The 19011-nt window shown below is 69.7% G+C and carries 17 protein-coding genes and 1 pseudogene; 9 read left to right on the top strand and 9 right to left on the bottom strand.

Annotation, left to right across the window (positions count from 1 at the left end; genetic code table 11):
- Nucleotides 1-445, bottom strand: a pseudogene (locus ACFYQQ_RS39380) (hypothetical protein); the annotation flags it as partial.
- A 190-nt stretch (nt 446-635) separates the two neighbouring features.
- Between ACFYQQ_RS39380 and ACFYQQ_RS39375 the strand changes: the two are divergent.
- From ACFYQQ_RS39375 to ACFYQQ_RS39365, 3 genes are all read left to right on the top strand, one after another.
- Nucleotides 636-953, top strand: coding sequence for an Imm51 family immunity protein (locus ACFYQQ_RS39375; RefSeq protein WP_355782773.1), 318 nt, complete (start codon nt 636-638; stop codon nt 951-953).
- Between the two features lie 267 nt (nt 954-1220).
- Nucleotides 1221-1715: a lamin tail domain-containing protein gene (locus ACFYQQ_RS39370; protein WP_355782770.1), complete on the top strand. Its 495-nt coding sequence runs from the start codon at nt 1221-1223 to the stop codon at nt 1713-1715.
- Between the two features lie 276 nt (nt 1716-1991).
- Nucleotides 1992-2240 (top strand): hypothetical protein, encoded by a 249-nt coding sequence (locus ACFYQQ_RS39365; protein WP_355794754.1) that lies wholly within the window; start codon nt 1992-1994, stop codon nt 2238-2240.
- 211 nt (nt 2241-2451) lie between these two features.
- On the opposite strand, the gene ACFYQQ_RS39360 is transcribed toward ACFYQQ_RS39365, so the two are convergent.
- Both ACFYQQ_RS39360 and ACFYQQ_RS39355 read right to left on the bottom strand, forming a co-directional pair.
- A complete protein-coding gene (locus ACFYQQ_RS39360; protein WP_355794756.1) occupies nt 2452-2880 on the bottom strand; it encodes a peptidase inhibitor family I36 protein in 429 nt (142 codons plus the stop codon).
- A 119-nt stretch (nt 2881-2999) separates the two neighbouring features.
- Entirely contained in the window at nt 3000-3551 is a 552-nt protein-coding gene (locus tag ACFYQQ_RS39355) for a hypothetical protein (protein WP_355794758.1), read from the bottom strand.
- Nucleotides 3552-3888: 337 nt separating this feature from the next.
- On the opposite strand from ACFYQQ_RS39355, the gene ACFYQQ_RS39350 reads away from it, so the two are divergent.
- Together ACFYQQ_RS39350 and ACFYQQ_RS39345 are read left to right on the top strand one after the other, a co-directional pair.
- Nucleotides 3889-4113 (top strand): hypothetical protein, encoded by a 225-nt coding sequence (locus tag ACFYQQ_RS39350; protein WP_356244233.1) that lies wholly within the window; start codon nt 3889-3891, stop codon nt 4111-4113.
- 893 nt (nt 4114-5006) lie between these two features.
- A complete protein-coding gene (locus ACFYQQ_RS39345) occupies nt 5007-5687 on the top strand; it encodes a hypothetical protein (RefSeq protein WP_388907310.1) in 681 nt (226 codons plus the stop codon).
- Between the two features lie 424 nt (nt 5688-6111).
- On the opposite strand, the gene ACFYQQ_RS39340 is transcribed toward ACFYQQ_RS39345, so the two are convergent.
- Nucleotides 6112-6660, bottom strand: coding sequence for a hypothetical protein (locus ACFYQQ_RS39340; RefSeq protein ID WP_355790767.1), 549 nt, complete (start codon nt 6658-6660; stop codon nt 6112-6114).
- A 615-nt stretch (nt 6661-7275) separates the two neighbouring features.
- Between ACFYQQ_RS39340 and ACFYQQ_RS39335 the strand changes: the two genes are divergently transcribed.
- Complete coding sequence (locus ACFYQQ_RS39335) at nt 7276-7890, top strand: hypothetical protein (RefSeq protein WP_356244227.1); 615 nt, start codon at nt 7276-7278, stop codon at nt 7888-7890.
- 246 nt (nt 7891-8136) lie between these two features.
- Here the strand turns inward: ACFYQQ_RS39335 and ACFYQQ_RS39330 are convergent, their stop codons facing one another.
- Both ACFYQQ_RS39330 and ACFYQQ_RS39325 read right to left on the bottom strand, forming a co-directional pair.
- The gene (locus ACFYQQ_RS39330) at nt 8137-8709 is read right to left on the bottom strand and encodes a hypothetical protein (protein WP_355793868.1); all 573 of its coding nucleotides are present in this window, start codon (nt 8707-8709) and stop codon (nt 8137-8139) included.
- On the bottom strand, nt 8709-11210 hold the full coding sequence (locus ACFYQQ_RS39325; RefSeq protein ID WP_388907306.1) for a type II toxin-antitoxin system prevent-host-death family antitoxin: 2502 nt from the start codon (nt 11208-11210) through the stop codon (nt 8709-8711). Before ACFYQQ_RS39325 ends, ACFYQQ_RS39330 begins: the two co-directional genes overlap by 1 nt.
- 416 nt (nt 11211-11626) lie before the next feature.
- On the opposite strand from ACFYQQ_RS39325, the gene ACFYQQ_RS39320 reads away from it, so the two are divergent.
- Nucleotides 11627-12193, top strand: coding sequence for a hypothetical protein (locus ACFYQQ_RS39320; protein WP_356244221.1), 567 nt, complete (start codon nt 11627-11629; stop codon nt 12191-12193).
- Nucleotides 12194-12624: 431 nt separating this feature from the next.
- On the opposite strand, the gene ACFYQQ_RS39315 is transcribed toward ACFYQQ_RS39320, so the two are convergent.
- The gene (locus ACFYQQ_RS39315; protein WP_356244218.1) at nt 12625-13545 is read right to left on the bottom strand and encodes a DNA-3-methyladenine glycosylase 2 family protein; all 921 of its coding nucleotides are present in this window, start codon (nt 13543-13545) and stop codon (nt 12625-12627) included.
- Nucleotides 13546-13597: 52 nt separating this feature from the next.
- Nucleotides 13598-14020, bottom strand: a complete 423-nt coding sequence (locus ACFYQQ_RS39310) for a hypothetical protein (RefSeq protein WP_356244215.1) — start codon at nt 14018-14020, stop codon at nt 13598-13600.
- 249 nt (nt 14021-14269) lie between these two features.
- Between ACFYQQ_RS39310 and ACFYQQ_RS39305 the strand changes: the two genes are divergently transcribed.
- The gene (locus ACFYQQ_RS39305) at nt 14270-17662 is read left to right on the top strand and encodes a DNA polymerase III subunit alpha (protein ID WP_356244236.1); all 3393 of its coding nucleotides are present in this window, start codon (nt 14270-14272) and stop codon (nt 17660-17662) included.
- Nucleotides 17659-18699: a hypothetical protein gene (locus ACFYQQ_RS39300; RefSeq protein WP_356244212.1), complete on the top strand. Its 1041-nt coding sequence runs from the start codon at nt 17659-17661 to the stop codon at nt 18697-18699. The genes ACFYQQ_RS39305 and ACFYQQ_RS39300 overlap by 4 nt, the downstream gene beginning before the upstream one ends.
- 78 nt (nt 18700-18777) lie before the next feature.
- Here the strand turns inward: ACFYQQ_RS39300 and ACFYQQ_RS39295 are convergent.
- On the bottom strand, nt 18778-19011 hold a 234-nt coding region (locus ACFYQQ_RS39295), incomplete at its 5' end, for a hypothetical protein (protein ID WP_388907301.1).

Genomic DNA, 19011 nt, shown 5'->3' with positions numbered 1-19011 from the left:
CGGCTCGATCACTGCCCACAGATCGTCGTCGACTTCCCACGGCTTCGGCCGCGCCACCGCACACCTCCGGATCATCGGTCCCGGAGTGATCCAACTCCGCAGCGCGCCAGGCGGCGGTGTCGATGCCCAGGGGGAGGTCATACTCGTCGTGCCAGTCAATGGCCAGACGGGTCAGCAGCAGCAGCGCGTCGGCCCGGGCGCCGACCGGGCCGGCAACAGCGATCCGGGCGAGGAACGGTACGGCGTACGGAGAGGCCGAGAACCGGGTGCCCTGGTGGAAGATGTTGCTGAACAGGCTGCAGAAGGCGTTTTCGCGGGCTTCCGCGTCCGGCCCGCACACCGTTCGGAGCTGGCCGGGGACATCGTTGGCGCTGCCGTAGGCGTGCCCCAAGGCCGCCCAGTCGATGTCGTCCAGCCCTGCCAGGAGATCGTCGGATCGTTTCATGATCCGTATGCTCGCAGGGGCCGCTGACACCCCTCCCGCAGATGGGCCGCCTCCTCGCGCCCAGCCTTCACCCTCACCGGTCCCATCGGTCGAGATCGCCGCCTGTCTAGTGCTGTGAACAGGAAGGATTGCCGGGTGGGGCGTGGCCAAGGCCGGGCCGGCCGGGCACTGGGCATGGGAAGATCGCGCTGTGGCTCTCACCCTGCATGACTTCGACGGCGGACACTCTCTGACGCTCACTGCCGGCGGCCTGGCCGCCGATGCTGCAGTAGTTGCTGCCGGCCACGAGCCGAATGGGTACTTCTGGGAGGGCCTTGTGCAGTTCGCCTGGCCGGATCTTGCTGAGCGCCTCAAGTTCGACAGCGAAGGCGGCATGTTCTGTGCGCTCGGGAGCCTGGGTGACCTCACGCAGCTCAAGGCTGCTCTTGAGCCCGTGATCGAGGACTCCAGCGCAGTTCGCAAGATCGTAGCCCGTGCCGAGACGGCAGGCTTCGAGTTCGACGACTGAGAGGTTCTCTGCGTACAGAGCATGCGACCTATGCCCGACACGCGGTGGACCATCCGGCGCACACCATCCCCCGCGCTGGCCTCGTCGGCATGCCCGGACTGCTTCGGGTGCCGTGCGGAAGGATGCGGCACGCTGCTCAACGTCCGGACCTCGGAACCGCTTTGCCGTCACCCGTATGGGTGACCAGTGGTTCGGTGTGCAACCATCGCCTGCCTTCGCGAGTCCTTCACACGCAACACCATTCGTTCACCTGTGAAGGAGCATCTCTTGCGCAAGGGTTCTGTCCTGACCGTGGCCCTCGCGGCCGGCGCTCTGGCCGTCCTGTCCGGCATGCCTGCCCAGGCCGCCGAGTACACCTCCGCGCTGAAAATCCGCGGGGTCCAGTACGACGCGCCCGGCCGGGACTCCAACAGCTGCTCCTCCGGTAACACCGACGAGGAATACCTGACGATCAAGAACTACTCCTCCTCGGCGACCATCAACCTCAAGGGATACGTCGTCAAGGACGCCACCGGCAACCGCTTCACCTTCACCGCCAACCACTACCTGCAGCCCGGCGACTACGTGAAGCTGCGCGGCGGCAACGGCACCGACTCCGACACCAACAACGTGGTCTACCGCGACAACTGCAACTTCATGTGGAACAACGACAAGGACACCATCTACCTGTACAAGCCCTCCGGCAGCCGCGCCGACGTGCACTCCTACACCAAGAGCGGCTCCGACCCCGACAACAACGGCTACATCGGCTACCACGGCTGATCCACGCCGCTCGTTACTTTTGTGCCTCCAGGCCGGCGGGCCGACCGCGTGGCGGGGAGGCGGATTCCCCGTCTCCCCGCCACGCGGGTCGCGACTACTGTCTGAAAGGCCTCGCATGACGAACATCGCCCCCTGGGAGTATTTGGCAGGATCGCGAGCCAGTCCGCCTTCGCTGGCAACGCGGAAGAACTCCGGCGGCACGTTGGCGCGATTCCCCAGCGGGAGCGCGGAAAGATCGCCGAACACCTCCGCTCCGGTACGCCCGTCATCGCCCTGGTGGGATTCTCAGAAGACATCCTGGGCAAGAAGTCCACCTGCTCCGGCGGCACGGCCCTCATGAGCGACGGCCGTTTCTTCTGGCGGCTAGATGCCGCCGACTACGTGGAGCACTACGGGGTCGCCCTGCCCGAAGAGTTTCTCGCCCACGGCGCTGTCCGGCAGTGGACGTGCCGGCCCCTCACCCGCGAAGAGGTCATCGAGGTCGACGACCGCCTCGGTGAACTACGCCGGGCCGGGGCACTGTGAGCTGGCCGGCAGCCGTGCAGCCGGCCGGTCAGCCTGTGAAGGCCAGCGCGCCCACAGCCAGCACCGTCCCCGGTGCCCACCGGCCGGGCCACCGGCACCCGGCCCCCGTAACGCCAGGCACCGCTGGCACCACAGCACTCGTCACAGGACGCCGACGAGGCAGCGCCGTGTTCGCCGGTCGTGCGGCAGCCCCGGCCTGCACGCGGCTGTGTCAGGCACCGCAGGGGGTGTCGTTGATGTGCAGGCTGTGGGTGGTGTCGTTGAGCTGATAGGAGCGCAGGTCGCCGAGGGCGCCGCCTTCGCGTCCGACGCAGACGTGCCGGCCGAAGTAGTTGTCTTTCTGGTAGACGCGCGCGGTGCGGCTGCTGTTGTTGATGACGGAGCTGCCCTTGCCGCGGATGTAGTCCGGCAGGTGCCGCACCGAGCCGTCGATGGCTCGTTTGACATAGGGCTGGCCGTTGAAGTCGATTTCAGGGTAGATGCAGACGAACCCGCGGGGGCAGGTGATCTGGTGCCGGGCCACTGCGGGGGCGCCCGCAGTGGTGGTGGCGTGGGCGGGTGCGAGGCCGGTCAGTGATGCGGCCAGGACGGTCGGGACGGCGGCGGCAAGCAGCGTGCCCGTGCGGTGCGAAAGTCTCATGGCACCGGCCTGTCCTGACGGAACGGTTCGCCATACCGTCAGACGCCGTTGTTCATCCAGATGAGTGGCCTGTGCTGCTCATGGCTTTTTCGGTGACGGGCAGTCCGACGGGGGCTGGGTCAAGTGGCACGACGTACGACGTAGGCGGTACCCACCCGTTTCGTCTCCGGGGAGTCAGCCTGGATCGCAAGACTCGGCCCGGCCGTGGTGATGTCGACCCTGCCTGTCATCGGCCGCGTGCAGTCGACACGCGTCGCTTTCTTGACGGTGCCGGAGACGGCCGTGAAGGTGACCGTACCCTCCCCCACGCATGCCACCTCCACCCGTAGCGCGACGCCGGACTCCATGGTCTCGTCCAGGTTCATGCCGGGTATGGCGAGAGAGCCGGACGAGACGAAGTCCGCGTCGTCAGAACCCAACTGATCCGTCCTGCCGAGCAGGTCGCGGGCCTTTGTATCCAGCCGCTCCCGGTCGGAGCTGGGCGTCGTGCCCGCCGTGGGTGCGGCGCTGGAGTTCGTCGCCTTCTGAGACTGAGGAGCCTTCGAGGTCGCGGCCGGGCCAGAACAGGCCATGTTCATACCCGTGAGCAGCGCGACGGCAGCCAGAGCCTTGCCACGATGACGGTTTAAGCGGTCCACGACATCCCCCGGAACAAACATGGAAGCCAGCACGCTGGCAGAACCCGGTGATCATCCCGTGTGAACAACAACCGCGCCACCCGCGTGGCCTGAAACACCGGCAGCAGGTCAGTACGCGGAGCGCCCTCCCCAGGGGCGCTCCCCCGCCGTGCCCGCTTGGACACAGCCTCTCGCGGCCCTGCCAACATGTCGGTGGCGCCCGGCATGTTGGCAGGGCCCGGCAGACGCTGGGGTCCGCGGATACGATCCAGCCCGCTCTGTCACCCGCATCCACGGACTGGATCGGCCGGCTTCAGTGGCTCGCTGGCAGTCGGCATGGTGGCCGGCTCCGCCGTCTGTGCGGCAATCGGCGCGCAGGTGGCCGACGTACGTGGCTGGCGGAGGTGCTGGCCTGAGCTGGGCGACGAACGCCGTCGTCGTCGCGAACAGCATGCCCGCCCTGCCGTGGCGGCCGACGAGCTCGGCGAAGTTGCACGGGCTCGGGATGCCCGACAATCCCGGCCTCGCCCGGCTGCGGGCCGTCCTGGAGGAGTCCGGGTTCGCCCTGATCGCGGCCCAGACGCCGCCAAATTCGCCGCGCTCGCCACATGGCTAGAGTCGGTGCTGGCGGAACAGGCCGCAACGGACAGGGGCTGCTGCGACTGCCCGGGGCTGAGGAACAGGGCCGGAGGCGTTCATGCAGGCATGGATCGGCCACCTCCACCAGCTTGCCGACCGCGCACGCGCCGGCCGTACCGCAACCGCCGAGGACATTGTCTCGGGGGCTAGGGGACTATGCGCCGGCAGTGGGGCCACGAGGCGAACTCGGCTGAAACGGCTGGCAGTACGTGTTTTGTGAAGCGCGGCTGCCGTCAAGGAGGTCCTCGATTCCCTGGGGGGGGGTCTCTCGTATCGCCAACTGCTGCTGCGGATAGGCGCCTTCAAGGAAGGGAAGGACATCGACAGGCTTCCGGAGGGGGAGTGCGGTCTTGAGTCAGATGGGCATGTTCCTGACCGCGCTGGCGTCGGCCTGCGCGGTGTTTCCGGTACTCGGCGTGCTGTGGTGGACCCGGGACCGGGTCGACCGAGCGGCGGCAGCGGCGCTGGACGCGGTGAACATCGACCCGTACCACGCGGTGGCCACGGCCCGTGATCGGTACCGCGCGGACAAAGCCGCGGCCGCCGAACTGCTAGTCGCAGGCCTGATCAGGATCCGCGACGACGGGATGGTGGAGGTCACCGACAGGGGCGAAGAGGCTGCCGCGGCACCGGGGCATCCTGTCTCGGGCTGGACCGCAGTTGGACCTGGCGCAGCGCGTACGAGCGTGCCAAGGACGAGGAGACGTGGGTGGACCGCGGAGGCGGGTTCTGATGACGAAGGTACGGAAGGGTCGGGGTCACCGTGGCCCGTCCGAGACTCAGCACATGCCGCGGCGCACTCTCCGCACCTGGCGGGTCAGGCGCCGTTTCCGGCACTGGAAGCGGCCGGAAGCCCTGCCGTGGCCGGGCGTGCACGAGGACATCGCGTTCCTCACGCGGGAGCTGGGACGCTGGCACCCCGACACCCTCGCCGTTCGCTGGAGGGCGTCCTCCTGGCTCAGCCTCGAAGGCCGGCACGAAGAGGTCCTGCGGCTGGCCGAGGCGGACGTGGCCGAACGGACCGCGGCGTTCGGAGCCGACGATCCCGACACACTGGGGTGTCGGTCGTCACTGGCCTGGAAGCGTCGGAGGGTCGGTGATCTGGACGGCGCCGTTGCCGAGGCGCGGGCCGTCGTGGAGGACTCCGCCAGGGTTCTGGGCCCCGACGACGCCATCACCCACCGTCGGCGGGCGAACCTGGCCCAGTTGCGCGCCGAGAACGGCGAAGCGGCTGAGGGGGTACGCCTCCTGCGAGACCTGTACGCCCAGTCCCAGGCGTTCGGATGGAAGCGGAAAGACGAGACGCGGTCCATCCGGGCGACCCTGGTCACGGCACTGGAGTTGAACGGCGACCTTCAGGAGGCCTTGGACCTCCTGGACGAGGAGATCGAAGCCGAGAGGGGGACCATCTACGGCGTCGACGAAAACCTCGGTGACCACGAGATGAAACGTCTGCAGGAGTGGCGCTCACGGCTGGCCGCCGACGCGGCTCTGCAGAGCTGGAACAGGCGGAGGAAGCGGACGCGGAACCAGGACGCCCCCGGTTGGTGACAACTGAGGAACGCCCGCGCGGACGCCGACTTGTCACTATGGACGTTCGAGTTGGAGATCGCTAAGAAGGCCACGCCGAGGTCGAAGACTTGGGCCAGAGCCGTTGCCGGGCTTCTCGACCTGCCAGCGGCGGCCTTCGGCCATGACGCAGACAGCCACGACAGCACGCCGCGAACTGGCTGACGCCAAGTGCGGGTGCGCGAGACCTCCCGAGGGGCGGAGCCCGGTAGGAGCCGGCGGACGGGCATCTGGGTACGGAAGCGCTGTGGCGGGAGCCCGGACACAGCGCTGCCCGCCCCGGCTGAAGGGCCCGGGCGGGCAGGTGAACCAGGTCAGCCTCACAACTCACCCAACTCGAGCGGCCCGTCTCATGTCACGGCCCGCAGTTCCGTATGACCGACCTGCGGTGACAGAGCTGACCCGGTCAGCTGTCTATCGGCAGCAGCCTCTTGATCGCTGCGACGGCGAGCTGCGGTTCGTCGGCGTGGCAGCGGACCGTATGAACCTCCGCGCACCGCCCCAAAAGGCTCACGGTGGTGACTGGTTGAGTCAGCTCGATAGTGATCGAGGTCTGCGATGCGATGGCCACGTCCAGCACACCGTCCTCGGACTTGTTCGCGTCCGGGAAGCGGAGGTCGTAACGAACGGACGCGATACGTTCCAGGGGTATCCGCAGATCGAGCCGTGCACCTCGCCGTATCCGCAGCTCGCCCGGCCCTACGACGTGTGGGCGTGTGACGGCGGCGGCGTGCAGCCCTAGTACCAGAAACACCGTGTAGAGGTCGAGGAGCAGCATGACCAGGTGGGCGACTGGATACGGGGCGAGCATGAAGGACACTCCGACGGTCTCGATCACGAACACGAACACCAGCCCGTACGCCGTCGGCGCCTGAGCACGCGCGTACCCGACAGCGATGTCCGCGTCCCCGACCCCGTTCGAGCGCCGAGCCACCCACAACCCGAGACTCGCCATCCACCGCCCCTCGTGTGCCGCCAGCCGTCGCGTCTGTGTGATGAGTGCCCCGATCCCCATGTGCCTCAGTGAATCAGAGAGACTCTAAATTCTCCCCAGGTCGTAAGCCGTCCATGATCACAGTGACCACCGTCCGGGCCCACAAGAGTGCGTAGTTGCGGGTGGCTCTGGACGCTGCCACCGCGAGCGGTGTCCGCGTGGTCGTGCAGGTCCACAACACCGTCGGCGGCGGCCACGGGTCTCAGAGGGTGCCGCCCAGCACCGGCTGAACTCCAGCTTCCTGTGGCCCGGACGCGACCTCGCGGCCTGGGGCATCGCCCACCGCCCCCACCACAGCACCCCGCGGCCCCCTGGGCCACCCGCACCCGTCAAGCCGTCGGATGACAAGGAGCATCAGCTCTCGGGCACCGTTCCGCTGATATCTGGACCTGCCACCGTTGGGGCGCCGCCGTGGAGGCGGGGCCTCGCTCGGGCAGTCACAGGTCGGCCTGCCTTGATCCCTGCCGTAGGGCGACCGCTCACGTATGCGGGTCGGAGAAGGTACAACTGTCGGTACGAAAGGGGCCTGACGGCCGATCAGTACCAGCAGGGGGCGAAGTGGTTTCATTCCGGACGGTGTACATACCGCAGTGCGGTACGTGCGCGGCAGCCGTCACCGACGACCAGGGCCGGGAGCACACCGTGGCCGGCACGCTGCTGCCCGCTGACCTGCGCCAGCAGCTGGCCGCCGACGGCTGGCAGATCAAGGAAGGCGATGCTCGACGGGGCGCGAGCGACCCGCTGTTGGGCGATCGTCTGCAATGCCCGGCCTGTACCGCCGCTCTCGCAGCCCGTCAGGCCACCGCCGAGCGCCGCCACGCCGAGGCCCTGGCCCTCCCCCGCGTCCTTACACGAGACCTCTCAGCAAGGCTCGGGCCCGGCTGGCTCCTGGCCCAGCGCGCCGATGACGTCGAGGCCGCCCGGTGGCTGGTCGAGCATCAAGGCACCGTGCACGGCATGGTCAACCGCTACCGGCGCCGCGACGGCTCCCTGTCGAGCGGCTGGGAGGCACACCTGAACGCCGGCACGGGCTGGCGGCGCCTGGACGCCGCCAGCGCCGCCCAGCACCGGCCGAACTCCAGCTTCCTGTGGTCCGGACGCGACCTCGCGGCCTGGGGCATCGCCCACCGCCCCCACCACAGCGCCCCACGGCCCCCCTGGGCCACCCGCACCCGTCAAACCGTCGGATGACCCGGGTAGGGCGTGCGCAGACCGTCCGTAGAACTCGCCGGGCAGCCGGACAGGCCGGGTGGAGGCTGATGTGTCGGCCTCGATCGGCTACGGCCGTGGCCACCAGGGCAGTGGTCTCACCAGCCGGCCAGGCGCGTCAACGGCGTCTGGTCCGTCACCACGGGGGGAGTGACGGACCAGACGTGTCCACCATGGCACAAGTCGGCGTGCAGGGACGGGTTTCGATCCCCGACTCTTGTGTGCTGCCTAGCGCAGTTCGACTGAGTAGGAGCCGCCGCTGAACTCCCAGCCGTCGGTGCCGGCGCCGATGTCGGCGACGATGATCTCGTCGATGAAGAGGTCCTCGAAGTCGTCGTCGCGCAGGTCGCCGGCCAGCCACAGGGTCTCAATCTCGGTCCAGTCGCCGCGGCTTGCGTCGATGCGCAGGGGGGCGGCGCGGCGGTTGCCGCGTTCACGTTCGTCGTTGCCGGTCTTGACCAGGCCGCTGATCTCGTACTGGCCGCGCTTGATGGTGTCGGTGAGGGGTTCGGCAGGGGCGGAGGCGACGTTCTCGTAGGCGGTGTGGATGAGGTCGCGGTAGCTGCGGCGCACGTTGTACTCGGAGTCCGACAGCCACTTGATGAGGGTGTCGGGCCGGACGTTGAGGCCGGCGCTTTCGAGGGCTTCGTAGCCGCGGCGGGTGCCGGTGAGCTGGCTGAGCTGGGCGTGCCAGTGCTTGGCGTTGTAGGTGGACAGGCGGTGTCGTGGGGTGACCTGGGTGCGCAGCAGATCGTTCAGGGCGGCGCCGAGCGATTGCCCGCGGCCGGTGGGGCCGGCCATCAGTCGTCACCTTCCGGGATGAACGTGCCGGGCTGGATGAATTTGGCCTTCACTTCGCCGAACCCGGTCCCGATGCGGTAGGTGTCGGGTGCCGTCTTGTCGGGGACCCAGAAGAGTGCGGCATCCACGTTGCGCAGGGCGATCAGCGCGTGGCCTGCCTGAACGGCCTTGAACGCTATCGTCCAGTGGCGGACGGAGGCCTCGGCGACCATGCTCATGCGCCAGTCGGGGCGCCAGAACGGCGACCGCGACTCGGGGCGCTTGGGCCACAGCAGGCGCAGCGCGATCGACAGGCGGGTCTTGTAGTTCTTGTACGGTTCGCCGCCGGCCTGGATCAGCTCGGTACGGGCTTCCTTGGTCGCTTGGTAGAACGGCTTGAACAGGGACTCGTTGGCCTTGCCTGTCCACGAGTCGTGGATCGTCACCGGGTCGGTGAGGTGGCCGTCGCGGTGGAGGCGTTCAAGCATCTTGATGTGCGGGGTGGTCACCCACACCCGTCCCTGATCGTCGGGCCGTTCGGCGAGGCGTCCGAGCGGGTGCGGCATGCCCGGGTAGGTCCATTCAGGGATGCTGATCTGATAGATGCCGGCCTGGCTCCTGTCGAAGGCATCGAGGGGGCCGGTGTGCAGGAGCTTGTTCGGGGCGAGCGGGACGGCGGAGCAGGCGGAGGGGAAGGAGCCGTTGCGGTCGATCAGGCACATCAGCCCGTCCCCGAACGTGGCGGGAACCTCGAGCTGGTCTCGCCGCACCCGCTTGCCGTTGCGCACGTGAGCAACGCGTGTGCTGGTGACATCGGGGTGGACCCAGCCGGGCTCACCGTCCATGTCCTCACTGATCAGTGGCCACGGCCCACTCCCCCGCTCCTCCATGCGGATGACCGGGATCGGGTGCATCTTCGAACGCGCCACCGACTCCTTCAGGATCCGCAGGGCCGGGAAGACCGCGCCCTCCGGCTCGTCCTCCTCATCACCCGGGACCAGGCCGTCATCGTTGTCCCGCTCAGCCTCGTCGCCGTCCTCGGCGACCGGTGCGTTGACCGCGCCCGTGGGAGTGGAAGCAGCCGCAGGAGCTGGCCCAGGAGCACCGGCGGAGGCGGGGGCGGGGGTGTTGTAGGCGTGCAGGGCGGCGGCGAGACGACGGCCTTCGGCGCTGTCGGGCATCTGCAGTCCGGCCGCGGCCAGCTCCGTGAGCGGGGCGTGGAGGTCGTCGAGGTCCTTCACGTGCGCCCCGTCCAAAGCAGAGCGCAGGGCCGCGAGGAGACGAGTCGCTTCCGCGGGCAGGCCCTTGACGGCGCCCGAGGTGAACGGCAGCGCCGCGTCGGCCAGTTCACGGTCGGCCGCGGTGCCCACGGCGACCGGGAGTTCTTCAGCAGGGGCGTTCGCGCCGGTGACCGTGGGCGGGGCGGTCACGGTGTTGGCGGTGGTGTCGAGGAAGCGGGCGTGAGCGAGGTCGGGAAGCAGGCTGGTGGTGGCGATGATGCCCAGGTCGCGTTCGGCGACGGTCACGGTCGTCGTCTGCTGGCCGTGCGTGTTGTTGAGGGTGAGGATGACGTCGGCGTCCAGCAGGTTGACGATGGCCGGGTCGGCGGTGTCCAGGACCGCGAGGACCGGCACGTTCTGGGCGCGGGCCAACTCCCGCAGGATCTGGCTGGCCTTGGGCAGGTGCTCGCCGGACAGGGGCAGGCGCGGGTTGTGGGCCCGCTGTAGCCGGTCGACGACCACGAGGGCCAGGTGGTCGGCGAGGGGTGCGGTGTCGGCGATGGCCTCGGCGGTCAGGTCGCTGCCGTCGTCGATGAGCAGCGGTGCGTGGCGCAGCCGCTCGACCACCTGCTGCTCGTCCTCGGTGAGGACACCGGTCTTGAGGCGGGCGTAGTCGCCGCCGGCCTCGGCGGCGATGATGCGGCGCGTGATGTCCGCGCTGCTGGGGCCCGAAGCGGCGTAAAGGACGCGGGCGTTGTCGGTGAGCGCGGTGCGGGCGGCGGCGAGGCCGATCAGGCTGCCGCCCACCTGGGGTTCGGCCGCGACCAGGACCAGGCGGCCCGGGTGCAGGCCGCCGGTCGCCTCATCCAGGCGCGCGAGGCCGAAGGACAGGCCGGGGGTGGAGCCGGTGGCAAGGACGGCACCGATGGCGTCGCCCAGGGTGGCGAGGCGGCGGCCGCGCTCACGAGTGGGAGTGGGCTGACGGGACACCGCACCTCCTGCGCTCGCCACACCAGCAGGCGCGGCCGTGTCGGGTGAGAGGGCAAGCTCGTTGGGGTCGGCGGGGAGCAGGACCGCGAGAGGCGTGCTGTTCCGGCGCAGGACCTGAGGCTCACCGCTCGCCGCCCGGGTGATCAGCGTGCCGAAGTCCTTCTGCGCCGCACTGAGCGTCCACGTGGGGAAGGCGCCGGCCTTCCTGGCTGCCGGGAACCGGTCCAGCGGAGCCAGCAGGACCCGCTCCACCCTGGTGCCCGACTTGTGGATCAGCGTGGTGATCCCGTCGTCCTCAGCCGCCTTGACCAAAGCGTAGAGATCTCTGCGGGCATCACTGGCAGACGTCGGATTTTGCTCCCGTGGTGGCTGACTCACTTACCCTCCCAAGACTCAACTCTCCTACAGGCTACCAGAATCCACACTAAGCTATAGGAAAGTTCACACGTTGAAGGCGTAAATCTCACTAACTTTGAGTTCGGTGTGTACACGGGATGGCCGTTCCCTCACGTGTGAATGAGGGCGCTGGAGGCGGGGCCAGATCATCTGGCCCCGGCGTCTGCTCGCTACCGCCCGGCTGCGGGCGACCTCCCTCGGGCTCGCCGAGGGATCGGCTCCCGGAGCGTCAGTGCATTCCTCACGGGCTCTCGTTGCACGAAGCGCTCTCGGCTTACTGCCCTCGCGGATATGGTGGTCGCCTGCCTCGCGCCTCGGTCCCGGGGGGAACCGTGTTGAACGCTTACTTGCGCATCCGCGAATTCATCGATTGGCTTGTGGACCGCGTCCTCTTTGCGCTGCGCGGTGTCCTGATTCTCTTCACCTGGGTATTGGGGGGCCGCGATTACAGGGGTGATGCGCGTGCCACCACCGAGGCCCTCCCGCGCGAAGTAGACAGGTACCGGTTGATGGGGCGCAGATTCGACCGCCACCTGCGTTATTTGGATATCCCCGATGTGGGGGGCGCAGACCGGCGCGCAGAGTTGTACCGCGCTGCGCAAGAGGCCGCCCGGTGGAGCGCGGAAGACTCGTGGGCCGCCTGGGCCGCATTAGGCGGTGAGTCCGACGATGGGGGCTGGTGGGTGGTCCCTGGCCTGCCGCCAGACGTCGATGACACCTTGCCGCCAGAAGACGATGACCCCTTGTCGCCAGAAGAGGAGCTACTCGCAGCCGATCAGACGGCCGACGCCATGAACCTGACCCTGGCGCGGCTTTTCGTGCGGCTCGGTCCGCCACCAGCAGATATCGGTGGCACCGCAACGCCAGTAGCGAGCGGTGACGGAGGATCAGCGCGGTGACCCATGGAGAGCAAACGCCTTCCGAGCGACGACGCGATGACGCTCTCCTGTGGGCCGGTGCCCAGATCGCCGGCCAGTGGAAAGAACTTGCGCCAGAGCAGCTTCGGGTGGCACTTCGCGCCATGGAACCGGAACTCAAGCGAGAGCACCGTTTGAATGTCCTACGGCTTGAGCTGGAACGTGAGGCAGCGCAACGCCATCACGAGGAGCGACAGGAGCAGCGTGCGCATCGCCGGCATATGACGGAGTTGGTGGTGGGCGCGATGGTCGCCTTGGCGATGTTGGGCGGCGGCGTGTACGTGGCACCGGGACCGGTCGTACCCGCATGCGTGGGCGCCGCAGCCTTCACCCGGGATGCCGGCACCAGCACCTCGACGGCTGGGGTTCCTGCTGGGCCAGGGCACCGCCGGGGAGTGCCGCGGTGCAGGGGATCACAGGTGGGCGATGCGGCTGTGCGGGGCGCGGTGTGCCCGCCGGTCGGGCAGCGGGCCGCCGAGCAGGATCAGGCGGGCAGCGCGGTGGCGCTGGCCGGCGTAGGGGGCGAGGAGCTGCAGCATGAGCTCGTCGGTGCCGTCGCGGCGGCCGGTGAGGGCGTAGCTGATCTGGACGGGCAGGTGGAGGTCGCCGAGGGGCAGGGCATCCGGTGCGCCGAGGGTGCGCTGCAGGGTCTCTGCCGCGGTCCAGGGGCCGATCCCGGGGATGAGCTGGAGGCGGGCCATCGCCTCGGGCAGGGCCATGGCGACGGCTTCCTCCAGGCGCGGGGCGCGGTGGCAGGCGCGGAGGATAGCGGTGGCCCGGGCGCGGTCGACACCGGCGCGGTGCCATTCCCAGGAAGGGATCATCCGCCACACCTGCGGCGGGGGCACGATGCGCATGCCCCGCGGTGCGGGCCCGGGCGGCTGTTCCCCGTAGTGGGGGAGGAGGCGGCGCCAGGCGTAGTGGGCGCTGCCGGTGGTGATCCGCTGCTCCAGCACGGTGGGCACGAGCGATTCCATGACCAGGCCCGTGCGCGGGAGGCGCAGGCCGGCGTGCTTGCGGTGGGCTCGGGCGACGGTCCGGTGCCGCGGGACGAACGCGGTGGGGTCGTCGTCGGCGCCGAGCAGGGCGGGCAAAGCCTCCAGTGTCCAGGCGGCTCCCGGGCCCCAGGCCTCCCCGGCGATCACAGTTCCGTCGGCGGGGCTGGCGTGCTCGCTGATCTTGAGGGTGGCGGGGCCGTCGGGTGTGCGGCAGGTGCGCCACCAGGTGCCGTCCGCTTCCCGGCGGCAGGTCGGATCCCACGCCCCGCGGCGCAGCACCCGCAGTGTGCGGGCCAGATCGTAGGGGTCGGGCGGCACCCACAGACGTCGGGGCATACCCCCACCCTAGGACGCGCCTATGACAGGCCGTAGGCCCGCTGGCTCCTTGTCAGGCAGCCGTTTCGACGTCGGTCTGCTGCAGCGGAACCGCGCCGTCGGCGTGCTTGAGAGCTATGCGGGCTGCGACCAGGGCCGCGCCCTTGATGCCCTCGCTCTCGCACCGATCCCACCAGGCGTGGCGCTGGACGGCGGCCGCCGCCTCCCTCAGCTCGAACCACAGCCTGTCGTACGCGGCGGCCTCGTCCGCGGACCAGCCGTCGGTTGCGGGACGACCTTTCCTCTTGCGGTCCGGGTCCCCGGCCCATCCCTCGTGCGGTTCGCGCGACCAGGCGAGCTTCGCCTGAAGGGCGTGGAGCCGGCCGTAGAGCGTGGCGGCCCGGAGCTGGGCGTCCAGCAGGTCCTGGGGGAAGTCGAGGGGGTCGAACGGGGCGTCGGCGGGCGCGGAGCTGTCCTTTGAGGCGGGGGTGGTCATGGCTCGCAGCTTATTTCGAGTCGCCGACAGCTTCCGAGGGCCAGCGTTGGTAGTGGCTGTCCGGCGGGGCGGTCGCGGGAAGCGCCGCACGAATCACTCATTCGCACATTTGTGCGATTGCAGGTTATGGTGGATATCTGGAGAGGTCACAGGTCAGGGGAGGAGTCGACGGGATTCGGGAGGTGATGGGGTCGTGGATTTACTCATCTGCATGTCGCCTCCGGCTACTCGGCCCGCTACGGCGCATCCCTGCCCGACGCCCTTGTTCAGCGTGCCGTTGAGCGGGGGATGGCGACGCTGGCGCTGACCGACCGGGACACCGTCGCGGGCACGGTCCGCTTCGCCAAGGCGACAGCGGCCGCCGGGATCCGCCCGGTCTTCGGAGTCGACGTTGCCGTCGCCCCACTCACCGCACCCGCCCCTGCTGCTGGTCGGTCACGGACGCCGGCGCGCGGCGGTGCACACGTGCTGGAGCCCGCGTTGCGGGTGACGCTGCTGGCGCAGAATCTGCCGGGGTGGGCACGGCTGTGCCGCCTGGTATCCACCGCGCACGGGGAAGCCGGGGACGGCCTGCCCGTGGTGTCGTGGCCGACGCTGCGCGCGTACGCGGATGCGGACCTGGTCGTGATGCTCGGTCCGTCCGCCGAGCCGGTGCGGGCGCTGTCCGCCGGCCGACCCGACATCGCCGAGCGGCTGCTCGCGCCGTGGCGCGAGGTGATGGGTGAGCGGCTGCGGCTGGAGGCCGTGTATCTGGGCCTGGAGGGCACCGGTGCCGGCTCACTGCGGCTGGCAGCACGCACCGTGGGCCTCGGCGATCAGCTCGGTGTCCGAACGGTGCTGTCCAACGCCGTCCGCTACGCCGACGCTGGCCAGCACCGCGTCGCCGACGTCCTGGACGCGGCCCGTCTCCTGCGGCCCATTGACCGCCGGCACCTGGACAGCGGCGAGCGCTGGCTGAAGGGACCTGAGGGCATGGCGGCGGCCGCCGAGCGGATCGCCCGCGCCGTCGGCAACGACCAGGCCCGGGCGGCAGGTCTGCTGGCCGAGACCGAGGCCACCGGCCAGTCCTGCACGCTCACCCCCGCCGACCTCGGTATGGGGCGACCGCACTTTCCGGAGCCGTCCGTGGTGGGCGCCGGACCGGAGTCGGGTTCGGCGATGCGGCTGCTGCGCCAGCGCTGCGAGGCGGGGATGGTCGCCCGCGGCCTGGACCGCCAAACGCCGGCGGTCCGGCAACTCGACTACGAGCTGGACGTCATCGGACGGCTCGGCTTCGAGGGCTACTTCCTCGCCGTGGCGCAGGTGGTCGCGGACACCCGAGCGCTGGGCATCCGGGTGGCCGCCCGCGGCTCCGGCGCCGGCTCCATGGTCAACCACGCACTGTTCGTCGCCACGGCCAATCCGCTTCAGCACCGGCTGCTCTTCGAGCGGTTCCTCAGTGAGCGGCGCACGTCGCTGCCCGACATCGACCTCGATGTGGAGTCCGAGCGGCGCCTTGAGGTGTATGACGCGATCATCGAACGGTTCGGGAAGGAGCGGAGCGCGGTCACGGGGATGCCGGAGACCTACCGGGCCCGGCACGCCCTGCGCGACGCCGGCCTCGCCCTGGGTATCCCGCCGCAGGTGATCGGGGACATCGCCAAGAGCTTTCCGCACATCCGGGCCCGGGATATCCGCGGCGCCCTCGCCGAACTGCCGGAGCTGCGCGAACTGGCTGGCCGTGTGCACCGGTTCGGGCCGTTGTGGGAGCTCGCGGAGGGCCTGGACGCCCTTCAACGCGCCTACGCCATGCACCCCTGCGGAGTGATCATCTCCAACGCGTCGCTGCTGGACCGCGTTCCCGTGCAGCCCACCCCGGCCGGCTACGCGATGTTGCAGGCCGACAAGGAGGACGTCGAAGATCTCGGCCTGTTGAAGCTCGATGTGCTGGGCGTGCGGATGCAGAGCTCGATGGCCCACGCGGTCGCCGAGATCCACCGGGCCACCGGCCGGGTCCTCGACCTGGACAACCCCGACCACGTGAACCTCGACGACCCGCTGGCGTTCAAGCTCATCCAGGCCTCCGACACCGTCGGCCTCTTCCAGCTCGAGTCCCCAGGGCAGCAGGACCTGGTCGGCAGACTCCAGCCCCGCCATATGCAGGACGTTGTCGCGGACATCAGCCTGTTCCGGCCGGGTCCGGTCAAGGGCGGCATGCCGGCTCTCTTTATCGCTGCCCGGCACGGCGCGACACCCCGGTACCCGCACCCCGACCTGGAGCCCGTGCTCAACGACACCTACGGCGTGGTCATCTGGCACGAGCAGATCATCGCGATCCTCTCGAAAATGACGGGCTGCGACCGCGCCGCCGGTGACGTCGCCCGCCGCGCCCTGGCCGACCCCGACCGGCTGCCCAAGGTCGAAGCATGGTTCCACCGCACGGCCGGCGAACGCGGCTACGCCAAGGACGTCCTCGACGAAGTGTGGGCGATCATCTCCCAGTTCGGGGCCTACGGCTTCTGCCGGGCACACGCCGTCGCCTTCGCCGTCCCGGCCCTGCAGTCCGCCTACCTCAAAGCCCACTACCCCGCCTTCCTGTATGCCGGGCTCCTCGAGCACGATCCCGGGATGTGGCCGATGCGCGTCATCGTCGCCGACGCCCGCCGCCACGGCGTGCCCGTCCTGCCCGTCGACGTCAATACCTCCGGCGCCCAGCACCGCGTGGAGAAAACCGACCACGGGTGGGGGGTGCGGCTCGCGTTCTCCACGGTGAAGGGCATCAGCGAAGCGGAGACCAAGCGGCTGGTCGTCGCCCAGCCGTATGCGGGTCTGCAGGATCTGTGGCAGCGGGCCCGCCCGTCCCTGCCGCTGGCGCAGCGCCTGATCCGGATCGGTGCGCTCGGCTTGCTCGCGGGTGATCTGACGCGCAGGGATCTGCTGCTGCAGGCGACCGAGCTGCACCGCCAGTCCCGCAACCGGCAGGCCGGCGAGGGGCAGTTGCCGCTGGGAGGGGAGCTGATGACCGCGCAGTCCAGCGGCCTGCCGGAGATGAGCGGCCGGGACAAGCTCAGCGCGGAGCTGGACACGTTGTCGATCGACGTCACGCATCACCTGATGGACCACCACCACCGCCTGCTGCGCGAGCTCGGCGCGATCGACGCCGCCCACCTGCAGGGCATGGTTCCCGGTCAGAAGGTGCTGGTCGCCGGGGTGCGGGCCTCCACGCAGACGCCTCCGATCCCGTCGGGGAAGCGGGTGATCTTCGTGACCTTGGAGGACGGCTCAGGTCTCGTGGACATCGCGTTCTTCGAGGACTCCCACGAGGCGTGCGCCCACACCGTGTTCCACAGCGGGCTCCTGCTCGTGCGGGGAACGGTGGAGGCCCGGGGGCCGCGGCGCACAGTGGTGGGGCAGATGGTGTGGGACCTGGACGAGGTGGCCGCCACCCGCCGCGACCACGGCCCGCAGGCCGCCCTCGACCTCCTCGGCCGCCCCTCCCCCGCACCGACACCCGCCCAGCCTGCCGCCCCGGTTCCGCAACGCACCCTCGCCGACGGAACGGCGGGAGCCAGGCTGCACCCCTATGCCGATCTTGAGCCTGCTGGCACCCGCTCGGCGGACCTGCGCCGACTAGGCCACCGTAGCCAAGGGAGTGCCGGATGATGAACGCCCAAAGCAGCGGCCGCAGCATCCTTCACCTGCGCTTCGATATGCCGCCCGACTCCGACGCCGAACTGCCCGAGCAGCTGCGTCGCCTACTGGAGAACATCACCCCGCGGGTGCAGATGATCGAACCGGACAATGCCGTCCTCGACCTGACCGGCGCCCTCCCCTACTTCCAGCGCGACGCGCGCGCCTTGACCGAACTCATTCAGCTGCGGATCCTCGCCTACTTCGGCATCCGCAGCGCCGCAGGGGCGGCGCCCAGCCGGATGCTGGCCACGATGGCGTGCGCCCTCACCGCTCCCGGGCGGCGCCTGGTCATCGAGGACTCCCCCGAAGCAGTCACCGCATTTCTGCGGCCGCGGCCGGTCCGGGAACTGCCCGGCGTAGGAGCCAGGGCGGCGGCCACGTTGTCGGACTACGGGCTGCACACCGTCGGCGACGTCGCCGACGTCCCCCAACTCACCCTGCAACGCCTCCTCGGCGCCCGCCCGGGCCGCACCCTCCACGAACGCGCCCACGGCCACGACACCAGCATCGTCGACCCCACACCCACACCAGCCAGCACGAGCAGCGAGCACCGCTTCGACCGCGACGAACTCGATCCGGCCCAGCACCGGCGGGCCCTGCTCGCTCTCGCCGACGACCTCGGCGCCCGCCTGCGCACCACCGGCCAGATCGCCACCGGCATCACCTTGACCGTCCGTTACGCGGATGCGAGCTCCACCCGCCGCAGCCGCACCCTGCCCGAGGCCACCCAGCACACCGTGCTCCTGGCCCGGACCGCCTACACGGTGTGCGACGCCCTCGCACTCCAGCGCGCCCGCGTCCGCAGCATCGCACTGCGCGCCGACGGCCTGCGCCCCGACGACCACGCCACCCGGCAGCTCACCCTCGACGCCGGCGACGAGAAGCCCCTTGCCATCGAAGCAGTCACCGACCGCGCCCGAGCGCGCTACGGCCGTCAGGTTCTCTACCCAGCCGCCCTCGCCATCAGCCCCCGCGCGCCCCGACGGCGCAGCAGCGGGACGGCATAGGCCGCACCATCTCTTCACATTGTCCTCAAGCGCTGTAGCGCTCGACAGCCCCGCTGTCCGCATAGGGCCGAATCGGGGTCATAGCCACCGGGGCGTCGGCGTGCCGTCCGGATCCAGGCCATACGGCCACAGCCCTCGAAACACGCGTCTACCCTCAGGTGCCCAGCGCGCCCTTTTGCCCCCGTAGCCGTGATCGGCCGCTTGCCGATTTAGGACTTCGGCGCCTTTCGGGTCCCCGGCCTCCTCCCGCATCACGGCCATGCGGAGCAGGGCGTTGGTGTCGCCGCGTTCGGCGGCCTGCCGGTAGAGAGC

This window comes from Streptomyces sp. NPDC005496 (assembly GCF_042872045.1).
Lineage (GTDB): Bacteria > Actinomycetota > Actinomycetes > Streptomycetales > Streptomycetaceae > Streptomyces.
Note: the sequence above shows the minus strand (reverse complement) of the source record. Positions and strands in the feature narration are given on the sequence as shown.

What these genes read in the sequence shown, in the direction of transcription:
- ACFYQQ_RS39315 (WP_356244218.1), bottom strand. Translation starts at nt 13,545, where the DNA reads ATGCCCCGACGTCTGTGGGTGCCGCCCGACCCCTACGATCTGGCCCGC.
- ACFYQQ_RS39360 (WP_355794756.1), bottom strand. Translation starts at nt 2,880, where the DNA reads ATGAGACTTTCGCACCGCACGGGCACGCTGCTTGCCGCCGCCGTCCCG.
- ACFYQQ_RS39310 (WP_356244215.1), bottom strand. Translation starts at nt 14,020, where the DNA reads ATGACCACCCCCGCCTCAAAGGACAGCTCCGCGCCCGCCGACGCCCCG.
- ACFYQQ_RS39330 (WP_355793868.1), bottom strand. Translation starts at nt 8,709, where the DNA reads ATGGCCGGCCCCACCGGCCGCGGGCAATCGCTCGGCGCCGCCCTGAAC.
- ACFYQQ_RS39340 (WP_355790767.1), bottom strand. Translation starts at nt 6,660, where the DNA reads ATGGCGAGTCTCGGGTTGTGGGTGGCTCGGCGCTCGAACGGGGTCGGG.
- ACFYQQ_RS39300 (WP_356244212.1), top strand. Translation starts at nt 17,659, where the DNA reads ATGATGAACGCCCAAAGCAGCGGCCGCAGCATCCTTCACCTGCGCTTC.